The 16,395-nt window shown below is 46.0% G+C and carries 13 protein-coding genes; 12 read left to right on the forward strand and 1 reads right to left on the reverse strand.

The features are described 5' to 3' along the window. The first annotated feature begins 36 nt into the window (after positions 1-36). The 10 genes from HFE01_RS17930 (at position 37) to crcB (HFE01_RS17975) (ending at position 13,286) form a co-directional block, all read left to right on the forward strand. Complete coding sequence (locus tag HFE01_RS17930) at positions 37-507, forward strand: hypothetical protein (RefSeq protein ID WP_016819125.1); 471 nt, start codon at positions 37-39, stop codon at positions 505-507. 656 nt (positions 508-1,163) lie between these two features. Then, the gene (gene hisS / locus HFE01_RS17935) at positions 1,164-2,408 is read left to right on the forward strand and encodes a histidine--tRNA ligase (protein WP_013372628.1); all 1,245 of its coding nucleotides are present in this window, start codon (positions 1,164-1,166) and stop codon (positions 2,406-2,408) included. Positions 2,409-2,493: 85 nt separating this feature from the next. After that, entirely contained in the window at positions 2,494-4,272 is a 1,779-nt protein-coding gene (gene aspS, locus HFE01_RS17940; protein ID WP_019688323.1) for an aspartate--tRNA ligase, read from the forward strand. 158 nt (positions 4,273-4,430) lie between these two features. Next, complete coding sequence (locus tag HFE01_RS17945) at positions 4,431-5,180, forward strand: tRNA threonylcarbamoyladenosine dehydratase (protein ID WP_019688322.1); 750 nt, start codon at positions 4,431-4,433, stop codon at positions 5,178-5,180. Between the two features lie 172 nt (positions 5,181-5,352). Further along, a complete protein-coding gene (locus HFE01_RS17950) occupies positions 5,353-6,651 on the forward strand; it encodes an NCS2 family permease (protein WP_019688321.1) in 1,299 nt (432 codons plus the stop codon). A gap of 97 nt (positions 6,652-6,748) precedes the next feature. Beyond that, on the forward strand, positions 6,749-8,575 hold the full coding sequence (locus HFE01_RS17955) for an ABC transporter ATP-binding protein (protein ID WP_019688320.1): 1,827 nt from the start codon (positions 6,749-6,751) through the stop codon (positions 8,573-8,575). A 133-nt stretch (positions 8,576-8,708) separates the two neighbouring features. Next, complete coding sequence (locus HFE01_RS17960) at positions 8,709-10,850, forward strand: HelD family protein (RefSeq protein WP_019688319.1); 2,142 nt, start codon at positions 8,709-8,711, stop codon at positions 10,848-10,850. A gap of 276 nt (positions 10,851-11,126) precedes the next feature. After that, entirely contained in the window at positions 11,127-12,437 is a 1,311-nt protein-coding gene (locus tag HFE01_RS17965) for a replication-associated recombination protein A (RefSeq protein WP_019688318.1), read from the forward strand. An 85-nt stretch (positions 12,438-12,522) separates the two neighbouring features. Next, positions 12,523-12,924, forward strand: a complete 402-nt coding sequence (crcB, locus tag HFE01_RS17970; protein ID WP_016819118.1) for a fluoride efflux transporter CrcB — start codon at positions 12,523-12,525, stop codon at positions 12,922-12,924. Next, the gene (crcB, locus tag HFE01_RS17975; protein WP_019688317.1) at positions 12,921-13,286 is read left to right on the forward strand and encodes a fluoride efflux transporter CrcB; all 366 of its coding nucleotides are present in this window, start codon (positions 12,921-12,923) and stop codon (positions 13,284-13,286) included. Before crcB (HFE01_RS17970) ends, crcB (HFE01_RS17975) begins: the two co-directional genes overlap by 4 nt. A gap of 106 nt (positions 13,287-13,392) precedes the next feature. Here the strand turns inward: crcB (HFE01_RS17975) and HFE01_RS17980 are convergent, their stop codons facing one another. After that, positions 13,393-14,223, reverse strand: coding sequence for a PPK2 family polyphosphate kinase (locus HFE01_RS17980; RefSeq protein ID WP_016819116.1), 831 nt, complete (start codon positions 14,221-14,223; stop codon positions 13,393-13,395). Between the two features lie 286 nt (positions 14,224-14,509). On the opposite strand from HFE01_RS17980, the gene HFE01_RS17985 reads away from it, so the two are divergent. After that, on the forward strand, positions 14,510-15,715 hold the full coding sequence (locus HFE01_RS17985; protein ID WP_167438593.1) for a WXG100 family type VII secretion target: 1,206 nt from the start codon (positions 14,510-14,512) through the stop codon (positions 15,713-15,715). Between the two features lie 14 nt (positions 15,716-15,729). After that, positions 15,730-16,080 carry a hypothetical protein gene (locus HFE01_RS17990; RefSeq protein ID WP_016819093.1) on the forward strand — a complete coding sequence of 117 codons (351 nt, stop codon included), beginning with the start codon at positions 15,730-15,732 and terminating at the stop codon, positions 16,078-16,080. The last annotated feature ends 315 nt before the right edge of the window (positions 16,081-16,395 follow it).

The raw sequence follows: 16,395 nt of genomic DNA on the forward strand, positions 1-16,395 counted from the left end.
TATGCCAGTACAATTCCCAAACGAGGAGGATTTGATATGGCTAAACAGATTCAGGCTTATTTTCGCACAGAAGATGAAGCTGAGGGCGCTAGAGCTTCGCTTCAGGCTTATAGAACTGAACATTTGGAAGTAGGTGCTCTGGATGAGACGCTCGGTCGGGAGACGAGGGTTTTAATTCCGTTGGTCCCTTATAACAATACTGGCTCTGTGAGTACAGGAGGTTCTGCGGGTGCGGCGATTCCAGCCGCAGGGGCTTATGGCGAGAATATTCTACCCGATGCGAAGAATGACGAGATTAATTCTAGCGCAGCCCAAAGGGATCTGAATGAGGATCGGAGCGGAACAACGAATCATGACGGAGGTTTGCTCCGTGCGACAGATGTGTATATTAACGGTGATCATGATGAATTACGGTATGTATTGTCCGCCAAGGTGAATGATGCCGATTATGATGAGATCATTTATAAGCTTCGTTCCAATCGTGCATATGTGGCGCAGCTGGATTAAAAAGGGAGCGAATGTCACAAAAATGTCGATATACGAGGAAATTAGTCACACTAGAGTGGCTGTAATACAATTGTAATATTCGAAACATCATTCCTTAATATTCGTTGTTTATAATAACAGCATGACCCCCTTTTGATATATCTTTTAGACCTGCGGACCGTTTCCGCAGGTTATTTTCTTTTTATAAGACTTATTTGTCTGATTCTAGGGGGAATGTCTTGACTTTGTCGAAGCAGTTCATTAAAATCATAAAATAATGAAAAATGATTTGATGACGGGACCAAGTACTCCGAACCCACAAGCGCAGAGAGGAATTTCCAGGCTGTAAAAATTCCCTTGATGAGCGGACGAATGACCTCCCCGAGAACAGGCGGCGAACAATGAGGAATCTCTGCTGAGTAACGCATGGCATATGCCAAACAGCGGACCATCCTGCATAATAGCCGTACTGCGCGTTACGGGCGTTATACGTATGAGCGGAGTCAGTGTAATGCTGACGGACACTGAGTCATTTGTATGCTAGTGGTCTGGTAAACTCCGGAATGTGGGTGGTACCACGGGTGATTTGTAAACGACAATCCCTCGTCCCTGTTAATGATAACAGGGCGAGGGATTTTTTGTTTTTATAAGAAATACAATGACGGGGGGATACGTAAATGGCCTTTCAAAAACCGACGGGAACACAGGACTTGCTGCCAGGCAGTGTAGAAAAATGGCAAGTGGTCGAGGAAAAAGCTCGTGAGATTAGCCGCCGCTTTAATTACCGAGAGATTCGTACACCTATGTTCGAACAAACGAATTTGTTCGTTCGGGGCGTGGGTGAAACGACCGATGTGGTGGAAAAGGAAATGTACACTTTTGAGGATAAAGGCAAACGGAGCATGACGCTGCGTCCGGAAGGAACGGCAGGGGTTGTCCGCTCTTATGTGGAGAACAAACTGTATGGTGAACCGGATGTAACTAAGCTGTACTATATCGGCCCAATGTTCCGGTATGAGCGTCCACAAGCTGGGCGTCAGCGCCAGTTTCACCAATTTGGCATTGAAGCATTCGGGGCGATGGACCCGGCGCTGGATGCAGAAGTTATTGCTTTCGGGTATCAATTCTGCCGAGAGCTAGGCTTGAAAGGAGTACAGGTAGAAATCAACTCCGTTGGTAATGCTGCCAGCCGTGCTGCTTATCGGCAGCATTTGGTGGACTTCCTGATGCCCATTAAGGATACGTTGACCAAGGAGAGCCAAGCGCGCATCGAGCGTAATCCGCTGCGTGTGCTGGATAGCAAAGATGATCAGGACAAATTTGGCGGGGCACCTTCGATTTTGGATAGTTTGGATGAGGAATCCAGCACTCACTTTGAGAAAGTGAAGCAAAATTTGGATGCGATGGGTGTGGAATATACAGTGAACCCACGCCTGGTACGAGGACTGGATTATTATACGCTGACAGCATTCGAATTCAAAGCCGAAGGCATTGGTGCTATTGATACGATTGGTGGAGGCGGTCGCTACAACGGATTGGTTGGAGATCTGGGCGGACCGGATCAGCCAGGGATTGGTTTTGGCATTGGGCTTGAGCGAATTCAGCTGATTTTGGAGCATCAGGGTGTCAAATTGAACGAAGCCAAGCCGCTGGATATCTATATGGTGGCTTTGGGTGAGGCGGCAGAAACGGAAGTGACCAAACAACTGTTCAAGCTGCGTCAAGCTGGATTTTCCGCAGAGCGAGATTATCTGGGGCGTAAAATGAAGGCTCAGATGAAATCGGCAGATCGCTTTAAAGCAAGATATACGGCGATTCTGGGTGATGATGAGCTGGTTAAAGGTGAAATTGCACTGAAAAACATGGAAACCGGTGAGCAACGTACCGTTAAGCTGGATCAGCTGGTGGAAGAATTAGGCTAAACAACATGATGTAACATCAGTCAGGGGGAGCTTCCCTCTGGCTGTCATATAGCATTAACTACTAAACCTAACAGGAGTGTGTATTATGAAAAGGAGTCATCAATGCGGCGCATTGACTCATGCGCATATCGGAGAAACAGTTACATTGAACGGTTGGGTACAGACCCGTCGTGACTTAGGGGGCGTACTTTTTATAGATTTGCGTGACCGTAGCGGAATTGTACAAATCGTGTTTAATCCGGCCTATTCCGGTGAAGCACTGCAAATTGCGGATCGTGTTCGCAGTGAATATGTGCTTGAGGTTACTGGTACTGTTGTCAAACGTGATGCAGAAACGATCAATACGAACCTGCCTACAGGTGAGATTGAAGTGCGTGTCACTGAAATCGAAGTATTGAATGCATCCAAAACACCACCGTTCTTCATTGAAGACGGCGTAGAAGTAGACGAGTCGCTGCGTTTGAAATACCGTTATCTGGACCTGCGTCGTCCGGAAATGCATCAGACGTTGAAACTGCGTTCCAAAGCAGCAAAAGTATTCCGCGACTTCCTGGACGGTGAAGATTTCATTGAGGTAGAAACACCAATTTTAACGAAAAGCTCCCCAGAGGGTGCACGTGACTATCTGGTGCCTAGCCGAGTGCATGAAGGCGAATTTTTTGCCTTGCCGCAATCGCCACAATTGTACAAGCAATTGCTGATGGTAGGCGGCCTGGAGCGCTACTACCAAGTGGCACGTTGTTTCCGTGATGAAGATTTGCGTGCTGACCGCCAGCCTGAATTTACGCAGATCGACATTGAGACTTCCTTCATGCAACAGGATGACTTGCTGCCTATGATGGAGCGTCTGATGGTGAAATTGTTCAAAGAAACAGTTGGGGTAGAACTGGAAACCCCATTCCAACGGATTACACATGCAGAGGCAATGGACAAGTATGGTTCTGACAAGCCTGACCTGCGTTTTGGTCTTGAGTTGATAAATGTCAATGATATCGTGGCAACCAGTGGGGTAAAAGTATTTGCTTCCGTAATTGAAAAGGGTGGCGAAGTTAAAGTCCTTAATGCCAAAGGATGTGGCACGTGGAGCCGTAAGGACATTGATGACCTGGGTCCTTTTGCAGCACGTTATGGAGCAAAGGGCTTGGCTTGGATCCAAGTGAAAGAAGGCGAATTCAAGGGGCCTATCGTTAAATTCTTCACACCGGAAGAAATCGAAGCCTTGAAAGAGCGTACGGGAGCCGAAGAAGGCGACCTGTTGCTGTTCTCTGCGGATAATAAAAAAGTAGTTGCTGATGTTTTGGGCGCGCTTCGTCTGAAAATTGGCCGTCATTTGGGGCTCATCGACGATAACAAATTCAAATTTGCCTGGGTCGTAGACTTCCCGCTTCTGGGCTATGACGAAGAACAAAAACGTTATGTAGCGGAGCACCATCCGTTCACTCGTCCGAAGGAAGAAGATCTGGCCCTCTTGGACACAGATCCAGGTCAAGTTCGTGCTCAGGCCTACGACATCGTGCTGAATGGCTACGAAGTGGGTGGCGGCTCGATGCGTATTTTCAAACGTGAAGTTCAGGAGAAAATGTTCAAAGCGCTCAATCTGCCGCCTGAAGAAGTGAAGGATAAATTCGGTTACCTGCTGGATGCATTTGAATACGGTACGCCTCCACATGGTGGTATTGCCTTCGGTTTTGACCGTCTTGTTATGTTGCTTGCAGGTCGTACAAATCTGCGTGAAACCATTGCATTCCCGAAAACGGCCAGCGCGACAGACCTGCTTATGGATGCACCAGCCGAAGTGGATCAAGCTCAATTGGATCAGCTTCATATTCGTCTTGCTCCGAAGCCTGTTGCACCTAAAGCTTAAAACAAGCGTTGGATTTTGCAAGTGCAAGTTGCCATCTGTTGGCATGTAAATAGATTATAAAATGCCTTGAACCCGTTACCCTTTTATGGATAATGGGTTCGTGGTTTGTATGCTGGAGTTCAAGCATAGAGTTTAAACCAGTGAGGGAGGATTACCATATGCTGCATCAATTTTCACGCACGGAACTGGCCATCGGGACGGAAGGTCTGGAGGTTATGAAAAATAGCACGGTAGCTGTATTGGGTATCGGCGGTGTCGGTTCGATTGCAGTGGAAGCGCTGGCGCGGACGGGTGTTGGACGCATTATTTTGATTGATAAGGATGTCGTAGATATTACCAATATTAATCGCCAAATTCATGCGCTGACGACAACAGTAGGTCAAAAAAAGGCTGATCTGATGGTAGAGCGTGTGAAGCTGATTAATCCTGAATGTGAAGCAATTGCACTGAACATGTTTTATACGGAAGAAACATATGAGGAGCTATTCAAGTACGATCTGGATTATGTGCTGGATGCTTCGGATACGATTATTTACAAAGTTCATTTGATTAAAGAATGCTTGAAACGGGGAATTCCGATGATCTCCAGTATGGGTGCTGCGAATAAAATGGACCCAAGCCGTTTTCAAGTTTCCGATATTTCCAAGACAAGAATGGACCCGATTGCCCGTGTCATCCGCACCAAGCTGCGCAAAGAAGGTATTACCAAAGGCGTCAAGGTTGTATTCTCTGATGAGGAGCCAATGAAGCCGCGTGAAGAAATTACCAAAAAAATTGTACCTGCCAACGCACCTGAAATCCGGAAAGCGAAGCAACCACCTGCAAGCAATGCTTTTGTACCTCCGGTAGCAGGATTGATTATGGTCAGCGTAGCTGTCAAGGACCTGTTAGAGCACGCTGGTGTATAAGCTTGAAATGTAGCATGACAGTACATTCGTTAGATTTACAGTAGTATGTTTCAACCTAAGACCTGTAGTTCTGTGCATCACTTCTTGGTGTCACAGTAGGCTACAGCTCTTTTTGTTTTGAAAAAAGCAGCTTACTGCAAACAGATTGAACAACTTGCTGGAGGGTTTTGGTATGAAGGATGGGCTATGGTCCAGAAGTCTCGGTTTCAAGCCCGAGCATCATTGGAAAAAGGAATTAGCCGCGGGTGCCATTTCTTATTTTTCCGTTGTATATATTATTATGGTTAATGCAACCATTTTGGCAGATGCCGGGATCCCTCTTCAAGGGGCAATGCTCGGGACGCTGCTGACCTCGATGATCGGCTGTCTGCTGATGGCTTTTGGCGGAAAGTCTCCCATGGTCGTTGTACCAGGTATGGGAATTAATGCCTTTTTCACTTACACACTCGTACATTCCATGAAGCTGAGCTGGCAGGAAGCGTTGATGGTGGTTGCCGTCACAGGAGTGATATTTGCCGTTGTGGCGTTTACATCATTGTACAAGCTGATCAGTCAGGCGATTCCCTATAATTTGCAGCATGGAATTACGGTGGGGATTGGTCTGTTTTTGACCTTTATCGGTCTGCAAAAAAGTGGGATCGTAATTGCACATCAAACGACTTTTGTGGCTATTGGTCATTTCAATGATCCCAAGGTGATTACGGCCTGTGTAACGTTGCTACTCGCGATTGTATTATTTGTACGTAACGTTCAGGGCGGTTTGCTTATCAGCATTTTGGCAGGAACTGGGCTTGCATACGTACTGGGAGCTGTAGAACCAACAAGCACGGTACGAACCTCTGAAACGGTGCGACAGTATGGGCAATTGTTTGGGGAGCTTTCCTTTTCAGGTATCGCTTCGGTAGCCTTCTGGATCGCTGTTTTTTTGCTGTTACTGATTGTGTTGTTTGAGAATGTTGGAATGATTACTGCACAGACCAACATGATTGGAAGACCGGATTCTTTTAAGAATAGCTTGCGTGTATTGGCTGTGACCAATATTTTTGCTGGTATTCTGGGCAGCAGTCCCGCGGTAGCCGCTGCGGAGTCGACGGCTGGTATTGCGGCAGGCGGACGTTCAGGAATGACCCCGCTGGTAACTGCAATTTTATTCGGAGCGACATTTTTCTTTATTCCACTATTGGCTTATATTCCTGACAGTGCCATTGCACCTGTATTAATCATTATCGGAGGCCTAATGGTACAAAATGTGCGAGAGATGGATTTCAGTGATTTTACTGAATCCTTTCCTGCATTTCTGATCATGGTGATGATGCCCTTTACTTACAGTATTGTAGACGGGATGGCATTTGGTTTTATTGCATATCCCGTAGCCAAGCTGGCAGCAGGACGGGGCAAGGAAGTGCCTGTCGCATTATATATCATTTCTGTACTGTTTGTGGCTAACTTTGTGCTTCATTCTCTGGTGTAGTAAACTCGAAGATAGGTTGTACTGTTCATACCCGCGCAGAGCGCGGGTGTTGTTGTTTGAACAAGAATGGTCAGACAGGAAGCGAGGTTGATGGTTTATGGAAAAAGAACAACATGGGCGACAAGATGAGCAGGAAGATCGGATGAAGGAAAAGCCGGGTAAAAGGCCGGACAAGGCTGGTATGGGTCGGTTTATCAAACTGATTGCGAGTGCGCATCCGCCCAAGGCCATTCTGATCATCGCCCTGATACTGACCCTGGTTCAGACGATTGCTGGTTTAATCGTACCAATGATGACTAAAGGGTTGATCGATGGCTTAACCTTTTCTTCACTGAACCGTATGGTCATTATTGGTTTGCTTGGCGCTTTTGTGCTTCAAGCGGTAGCTTCGGCAGTTTCGATCTATATGTTGAACTACGCCGGGCACAAAATAGTGGCTAATTTGCGCAAACGCTTATGGCATAAAATTTTATCTCTACCCATTCCATACTTTGACCGGAATCGGTCAGGAGATACGATGAGTCGTGTCACTAATGATACAAGCCTGATTATGAACTTAATTACCGAGTATCTCGTGAATCTGATCTCTAATGTGATTGCCATTATTGGTGGTATTGCATTGTTATTTTATCTGGATTGGGTGATGACGCTCATTATTCTGACCATTGTTCCGCTAACAGCCCTGATTTTATTTCCGGTAGGCAGAAAAATGTATCGTATCTCCAAAAAACAACAGGATGAGATGGCAGATCTGACCTCTGTGCTGAGTCAGGTTATCGGCGAAATCAGGCTGGTGAAGGCCTACGGAACGGAAAGCAGAGAGGCACAGGCCGGGGAGGATCGCATTTACCGTATGTTCCGCTTCGGGTTGCAGGAGTCGCGTATATTGGCCCTTGTAGGTCCCATTTCTACCTTTTTGCTGACTGCGGTGCTCGTTATTATACTGGGTGTTGGTGGTGTTCGCGTTGCATCGGGTGTACTGACCGCGGGTGATTTGGTGGCTTTTATTTTGCTACTGTTTCAGGTAATTACACCGATGGCCCAATTCACGACCTTGTATTCACGTCTGCAAAAGGTGGTTGGGGCCACTGAACGGATTCAGACTATTTTAGACCATGAAGAGGAACCACTTGAATTGAAGCAGGAAGCGGCAAAAGAGAGCAGAGATATTGTATTTCGTGATGTCGCTTTTTCCTATACTGAAGGTGAAGAGGTTCTTCATCGTGCAAACCTGGTCATTCCGGCTAACCGAACGACAGCATTCGTGGGACCGAGCGGGAGTGGGAAGTCCACCTTGTTTTCATTGTTGGAGCGCTTCTATGTGCCAGATACAGGGGAAATTCGTTATGGAGACGAATCGATATCGTCATATACACTGTCCTCCTGGCGCTCGAAGATTGGTTATGTATCACAGGAGAGCTCGATGATGACCGGAACGGTTAGAGATAATATTACGTATGGCTTGGGGCGCGAAGCTGATTTGGAAGAAGTCAGACGAGCTGCCATGATGGCGTATGCGGATACATTTATTATGGATCTACCTCAAGGCTACGATACGGAGGTAGGGGAACGGGGAATGAAGCTGTCCGGCGGGCAGCGACAACGGATCGCCATTGCGCGTGCGCTTCTTCGCAGTCCTGACATCCTCATGCTGGATGAGGCTACCTCTAGCCTGGACAGCTCATCCGAGCATGAGGTGCAGAAGGCCTTAGCGAACTTGATGGAAGGACGCACGACGATTGTCATTGCACACCGATTGTCTACGGTGGTCCACTCCGATCAAATTATCGTGTTGGACAAAGGCAATGTGACTGGTGCAGGAACCCATGCCGAGTTATTAGAAACCCATCAGGTGTACCGCGAGTTGGCTCAAAAGCAGTTTGTGGAGATGGGAGAAAAGCTTCATACTTTTGTGAAAGAGTAGGGAATTGGGCGTATTAGGAAATAAGGTTGGATTTTTGTGGTCAAATGTGTTACGCTTACTTTCCTTTTTTTGTATCGGAGCAAGTGGATGAGATGCAGAAATCGAGACTTGATATTCTTAGGAGGTAACTGAAATGGAGAATAAGTTTCAAAGTGCCTATCAAGAAGAACAGCATAGGCTGTCGCTTGCTATGGAGGAAATTGATCGGAGATTGGAACGGCTTCGCAATACGCCAGTGTACACCGGGCATGACTTTACGGAGCAAGTACTGGAATCTGCACGGGAGGAAAAACGCCAGGCTTTGACCAAAAGCTCGCAGGAGCCTTATTTTGGGCGTATGGATTTTGACGAGCGCGGTAGAGGTCAGCGCAAGCCACTTTATATCGGTAAGATCGGGGTGGAGCGTGAAGAAACGTCAGCATATCCGCTGGTGATTGATTGGCGTGCACCGATTGCCAGTTTGTTTTATTCGTTTACAGGTGGTGAAGAAACGGCGTCCTACGAAGCTCCTGAGGGAACTGTCGAGGGCTTGGTGTATCTGAAACGCAACGTTGTCATTCGTAAAAGAATCCTGGAACGGGTAGCTGATACGTACAATCGTGAAAGTGACGAGCCTGCCGTTTCTGATGAGTTTCTCGTTTATCGTTTGGGAGAGAACAAGGATAACCGTTTACGGGATATCGTATCTACCATTCAAGCGGAGCAGGATCAGATCATCCGCGCGGCTAAAAATACAGCCCTCGTTATTCAAGGGGTAGCCGGTAGTGGCAAGACGACCGTAGCGCTCCATCGACTCGCATTTTTGCTGTATCAATACAAGGATCAGGTGTCGGCGGACAAAATGGTTATTTTCGCACCAAACCACATGTTTCTCGATTATATTTCAGATGTACTTCCAGAGCTGGGGGTTGGAAATATTCAGCAAAGTACATTTGCAGACTGGGCGTTAGGCTTGCTGGGGCTGGATTTACCTCTGGCAGATCCTACCGAAACGTTATCTTATTGGTTTGAAAGTGGCAGCTTGAGAACGGAATCTATGGATGAGGCGCCGGGTAGATTTAAGGGATCGGTTCATTTTATGAAGCTGCTTCAGGATTTTGTGGAACGACTGGAGCCTATCTCGGTGCCTGAGGGCGACTTTTCACCTTGGGATGGGGCGGTGCTGCCGCGAACTGAGATTTTGAATTGGTTCAATGAGGAATATAAGCCCTATCCGCTCGCGAAGCGGAAGGAGCGTGTGCTGGCAAGAGTCCATCGCTGGATTGAAATGGAACTGAAAAAGTCACCTTCGGCGGCTGCGCTCAAGGAACGAAAGAAAAAAGCCGGATCTCGGGAAAAGGCGTATGCTAAAAAATGGCCACAATATGACGCACTGACGCTTTATAAGCAGCTTTTTCAGGCAACTAAAGGATTACCTGCAGAGACCGCTGCGGAAATGAAGGCTTCTTTGCCGGCTCCCATCTTTAAGGCCACACAGTCAGACCTGCGAAATCAGATCATCCGTGAAGAGGATCTGACTGCGTTGGTGTATCTTCACGTGCTGATTCATGAGGTAGAATCATCTCAACGTTTTGACCATGTGGTCATTGATGAAGCGCAGGATTTTTCACCTTTTCATATCGCCCTCCTGGATTTGTTTGTAAAAGGGCATTCCTTTACAATACTGGGCGATTTATCGCAGGGAATTCATGAATATCGTGGTGTACATGCATGGGAGGAAATGAGTTCACTATTTGTGCCTGAACAAACAGGGTATTTTGCACTTACACGGAGTTATAGATCAACTTTGGAAATTATAGAATTTGCAAATACAATTTTGGAGCAGGGAGTACGTGGCGGCATTACAGCGGTTCCGGTATTTCGTAGCGGTGATCCGGTGCGTACTGTGTCTTACGACTCGTCCATGCGTGAACAGAGTTTACTTACCGCTCTAAAAGAGCTTTCCTCCAAGGAGTATCGTACTGTTTCCGTACTGACACGTACCTTAAAAGAAGCTGTAGAGCTGCATGAGGTTTTCACCAGTGCGGGGTTGGATGTCCATTTGATTGATGGTGGTAAAAAGCAATATGAAGGCGGCTTGTCTGTACTGCCTGTATATCTGTCCAAAGGCCTGGAGTTTGATGCAGTTATTATGGCCGATGCCGACCAGGATCATTATGGAGAACGGACTTGGGATGCCAAGCTGTTGTATGTGGGATGTACCCGTGCGCTGCATGAGCTGTGGCTATTGCATGACGGTCCACTTCCAAGTTACGTACAGACGCAAACGGAGTAATTAGAACGCTGAAGGTCATGCCAACCAAAGAACAGCCACGAAATTCATTTTTCGTCCTAGGCTGTTCTTTCTTTTTAGTTGAATCACATGTAAGGCTACAGTTATACCGTGACCAGGCTATCTGCAACTTGTTAACCGATATGGTAGAATAAGAGGCGGTTTATAATCGTTTTAATACAGTAGATCGATTGGATTTTCATGTCTTTTAGCTGTATGGGCGAACTTGTTTTCAATGAAAAAAAGTGTTCGTTCATAAATGATAAGGAAGTGAATGAAATGGACTTATTTTCATATTCCCAGGAGTCAACGCCAAACAATCGGTTGCTTGCAGACCGCCTGCGTCCGACATCGCTGGATGAATATATTGGACAGGAGCATGTTGTGGGTCCAGGCAAGCTACTGCGGAGAGCTATAGAGGCCGATCAGGTTTCTTCTATATTGCTGTACGGGCCACCGGGATGCGGCAAAACGACACTGGCACATATCATTTCTCAACACACGCAAGGTGATTTCGTCCGTCTAAATGCAGTAGAAGCATCTGTAAAGGATGTAAGAGAAGTCATTGACCGTGCACAGACGAATAAATCGATGTATGGCAAAAAGACTATTCTGTTTCTTGACGAGGTCCATCGTTTTAACAGTTCGCGTCAGGATGCATTGCTGCCTGCGGTGGAAAAGGGAACGATCGTGTTTATCGGCGCCACGACGGAAAACCCCTTTCACTACGTCAACGGCGCTTTAATGAGCCGTTCTACGTTATTTCAGCTTGAAGCGCTAACCCGGGAGCATTCGCTGGCTGCTATGCGCCGCGCATTGAGCGATGCGGACAAGGGGCTCGGCTATATGCAGCTTCAGGTAGATGAAGCTGCACTGGACCACATCGCGTCGATGGCGAACGGCGATATCCGCCGTGCATTGAACGCACTGGAGCTAGCGGCGCTCACGACCCCTCCGCTGGCAGACGGCACGATTCATGTGACGCTGGAAGTGGCAGAGGAATCCATCCGCCGCCCGATTGTCAAGGCAGACGAGTCCACACAATATGACGTGCTGTCTGCCTTTCACAAAAGCATTCGCGGTTCCAGCGACGCGGCGCTGTTCTGGTTCCTGTATGCCGTAGAGAAGCTCGGCATGGACCCGATGACTTTTATTCGCCGCCTCATTGCAGCGAGCAGCGAGGACATTGGTCTGGCGAACCCGCAGGCGATGGTGCAAGCGGTGAGTGCGCTTGAGGCCTACCGCAATAACGGCTGGCCTGAGGCCAAACTGAACATTGCACAGGCCATTTTGTTCGCCGTGGAAAGTCCCAAGTCGAATGCCGTATACACGGCGATTTCACGGGCCATGTCGGCCATGGACGATATAAAATCGGCCGAGGTGCCGCTACATCTGCGCGACGCACATTACAAAGGCTCGGAAAAACTCGGCCATGTTGGCTATCAATATCCGCATAATTATCCGAATCACTATGTAAGGCAGCAATATTTACCCGATTCGATAGCAGGCCAGACCTTTTACCAGGCCACTGAGCAAGGAAATGAGTCTAAAATTAGGCAAAACCAGCGTTGGCGGGAGTCGCAGTCTTGATATATGTGACTTTAATATACGAAGTGTGTACGATATTGTCAGGTTACACGATGATCTTGCAAGAGCGAAGAAGGGAATAAAAGAAATGAAAGACGTACTATTCGTCGCAGCAGGTGGAGCGCTCGGAACCTCTGCTCGCTACAGTATACAATTATTATTGCCTGCGGCTGGGGCAGACTTTCCATTTGGCGTCCTGTTAATGAATTGGCTTGGCTGCCTGTTTCTCGGCTGGTTTTTTACGGTGACCTTGCGATCGTGGCGGATCAACCCCCGCTGGCGACTTGCCATCGGAACAGGCTTTACAGGGGGATTTACCACCTTTTCCACCTTTACAGTGGATGCTGTACGCCTCACGGTTCACGATCGTATGCTGACGGCTATATTGTACTTGCTGCTTAGCGTAGGCGGGGGTTTGTTTTTGACGTGGGCAGGTATCCGTTTAGGCACAAAAATGACACAGGTTGCCCCCAAGGAGGAACATTTATGATTTGGTGGGCGGCAGCAGGTGGAATGGTGGGTACACTAGCGAGATACGGGCTTGGCATGTGGGCCGGAAAAAGGTTGGGTACTGTATTCCCGTGGGGGACGTGGATCATTAATATTAGCGGTTCATTGCTGCTAGGCTGGCTGTATGGCGAGTTTGCGCAACACAATTTGTCTCCTGCACTCTGGATGCTACTGGGAACCGGTTTTTGTGGCGGCTACACCACCTTTTCTACATTCGGCTATGAATCTCTTCAACTGATGGAACACAATAAATACCGACGTATGGCTATGTATGTATTATCTTCTGTAATAGTAGGAGTTATAGCTGCAGCAATCGGGTACAGGGTCAGTTATACCTTATAAATTTTCAAAATGACATGTGAGCACACCATAAAAGCTTCCAAACCCTCATTCAAGGCGTTATCAGCCGTGAATAGGAGGGCGGAAGCTTAGTGCTGTGCTTATTTAACTATTTTTTATCTCGTTCTTTGTATAATTCAGGTAAAAGGGCTTTGAGTTCAGGTCGTGGATCAGGGTCAGACAGCTTCATTTCCTCTAGCGTTTGGACGGCAATACGCAGTACAGTATAATCTCTGTACCAACGATTGTCTGAAGGAACAACATACCAAGGTGCTTGCTTGGTTGCACTTAGCTCTAGTACCTCCTCATAGTATTGGGTATATTGCTTCCAAAATTTCCGTTCCTGCAAATCACTCGGATCAAGCTTCCAGTTTTTGCGAGGCTTCTCAATCCGGTCAATCAGCTTTTCCAACTGAAATTGCTTTGAAATATGTAAAAAGATTTTAACCACCTTTACACCACTATCCAGCAACAACTGTTCAAAATGCTTGATATGCTTCATATTCTGCTTGGCCTGCTTATCGGATACCTGTCCGTGAACACGCGTAATCAGCACATCCTCGTAGTAAGAACGGTTGAACGCCGCAATATATCCGCGTCCTGGAGTTACGCTATGGGCGCGCCACAAGAAATCATGGCTTAATTCCTCAGTCGTAGGTGATTTGAAGCTGTGTACAGTCACCCCGGCAGGGTTAAGATTAGAAAATACCTGCTTGATCACGCCATCTTTTCCGCTGCAATCCATACCCTGGAATACAAACAAAACGGCTTGTTTTTTCTCTGTAAATAATTTGCTTTGTAATTCTGCGAAGCGTTCCTTCAATTGATCTGTTTCCTGTCGGATTTCTTCTTTATTTTTAATATTCTTCGTATCCTTGGGGTCCCATTCTTTCAAAGAAACTTTCTTACCCGGTGTCAGCATTCCTAATGAATCAGACATAAAGGCACGCTCCTTTTCAATTGAAGTAATGATCTTGTCTACATCATATACCCAAATGGGGGCGTTATCAAAATTCCTTATGTATGGTCTTTATTAGCGATTTTTCTACTGATGATGCCTCTGGTCACGAAATTTTCTTCAGGTTTAACAATTAAAAAGTTAAGTTTAAGTCTTTAGACATAGGCAATAAGGTTAATCTTTCTTATAACAATTAGGAATTAAGATGGTTCTCCATAAATTTGAAGAGTGTTATTATGTCATGACGAACTCTCAACAGAGGTATAATATGACAACTATTAAAGTAACACCTGAGCAGCTTATGACTATCTCCAAGCAATTCGAACTTGCACAGCAAAAAGTGACCCAAATGAATATCAATTTAATAAAACAAATTTCATCTATGGAACGATTCTGGGATGGAGTGACCAAAGAGCAGTTCTATTATAGTTTCCAAACATCTCAGAAGAATATGAATGACTTTGTTACACTGACAGATTCTATTGCAAAAGAATTGCGTCGTCATGCGGATAAATTCAGGTTAGCTGATTTGCTGGAAGCAGGTAATATTGATTCAAGCTGCTTACCACCACCACCTAATTCATGTGCTATCCCTACTCCAGATACTAGAAATGCTTTGGAAAAATCAGCAGATAGTTTGGTAGAGCTTGGTGAGGATTTTATGGCTGCTGCGGAGGACAGGTACGAAAAACGCTATGACTCTGTAAGTGGATTTTTAGACTATTGGACGTTTGGAATTCCGAAAGGTTTGTATCAAGGATATGCAGAGCGTGCATCCAAGCAGTTTGATTCAGGGAATGATTTTTTTAACTTCTGGACTTTTGGTGTACATGGAACAATCAGAGAAGCAATGTTTCCTACAAATGCATGGTCAAAGGAACATTGGGCTAACATGATCGGTACAGCGGGAATATTTGGGGGAGTCAGTTCGGTAATTAAACCTAAGATTGGATTGGGCTCGTCATTAAAATATGAGGTGAAATCTGGGGCTACTATTGAAGTTAAAGGGACTTCGAATCGTTTATCTGATACGATGTTAGGTAAGAATGATGCTGATCCATTTAGGGATATATATGGTCCCGGACGACTTTCTCATCCAGAAGAGTGGAGTACCATTATTAAGAATACGCAAGGAGCCGGAGTTGAAGTTAGGATTCTAGATAGAGACATTATGGCGTATGCCCCCAAGGGATCAGGGAAGCCTGGGCAATTAAATATATATGAGGATGCTTCAATTAGTGCACTGCGGCATGAGTACCAACATTTTCTTGATGATAAAGCTAAAGGTTTTCCTAGTCTGGATGTAACATATGAATTCAAAAATAGGATTATTATGGAACTTAGAGCCTACATGGTCGAGATAAAAGAAGCAGAGAGGATTGGAAATAAGGACCTTGCAGAACACCTTTGGAACAATTACAGGGATGAACGGCAGTATCTTTTAGAGAATTATGGGCCAGTTAAACTAGATTGATGGGAGATAACAAAATGAAGCTACTTACTTTATCGAAAGAAATACGAGAGGGAAAAATAGGCGACGATCAATTGGTGGAATGTTTGGATATCCAGCATAATCAGGTACAGTTGAATGCAATGAGTCAGATCGCTAAAAAGAAACTATGCAATGAGAAAATAATCGAAAAATTGAGACATATTAGCCAGTTCAGAGACCCTAAGGTAAATAAGCTTTTTGGTATTGATACGCTTGGACACTATAGTATTGCCGTGCTTCGAGTATTGAACACTTCTGAATCTATAAAACAGTACGAGCAGTTAATGTCTGAACTCGACGATTTTGATAAAGAAATAGTTGAAAGAATTACAGAGGGAATAAGTTAGTGTTTTTTTAGAAGTCCTTATCCATGCTAATGCTTTATCTCCGTACTCAGATGAGTTACTTTGTGAACCCATAGCAGGTACATGGTCGATTCAAGATATGGTCAGTCATATTATGGGCTGGGACAAAAGCTTCACTAAGACGCTTATACAGATAATTGATAAGGGACAAGTCACGCTCAAAGAACATCCCGTTGTACAGGCATTCAACGACTCATCTGTAGCGTTCGGTAGAAATATGAAACCACATGATGCTAAATGAAGCTATTGCTCAGCGTAAGCGAATGATTGCGAAACTCTAAACGGTTCCAGAATCGG

The organism is Paenibacillus sp. EKM10P (assembly GCF_011800655.1).
In the GTDB taxonomy this organism is placed as follows: Bacteria; Bacillota; Bacilli; order Paenibacillales; family Paenibacillaceae; genus Paenibacillus; species Paenibacillus polymyxa.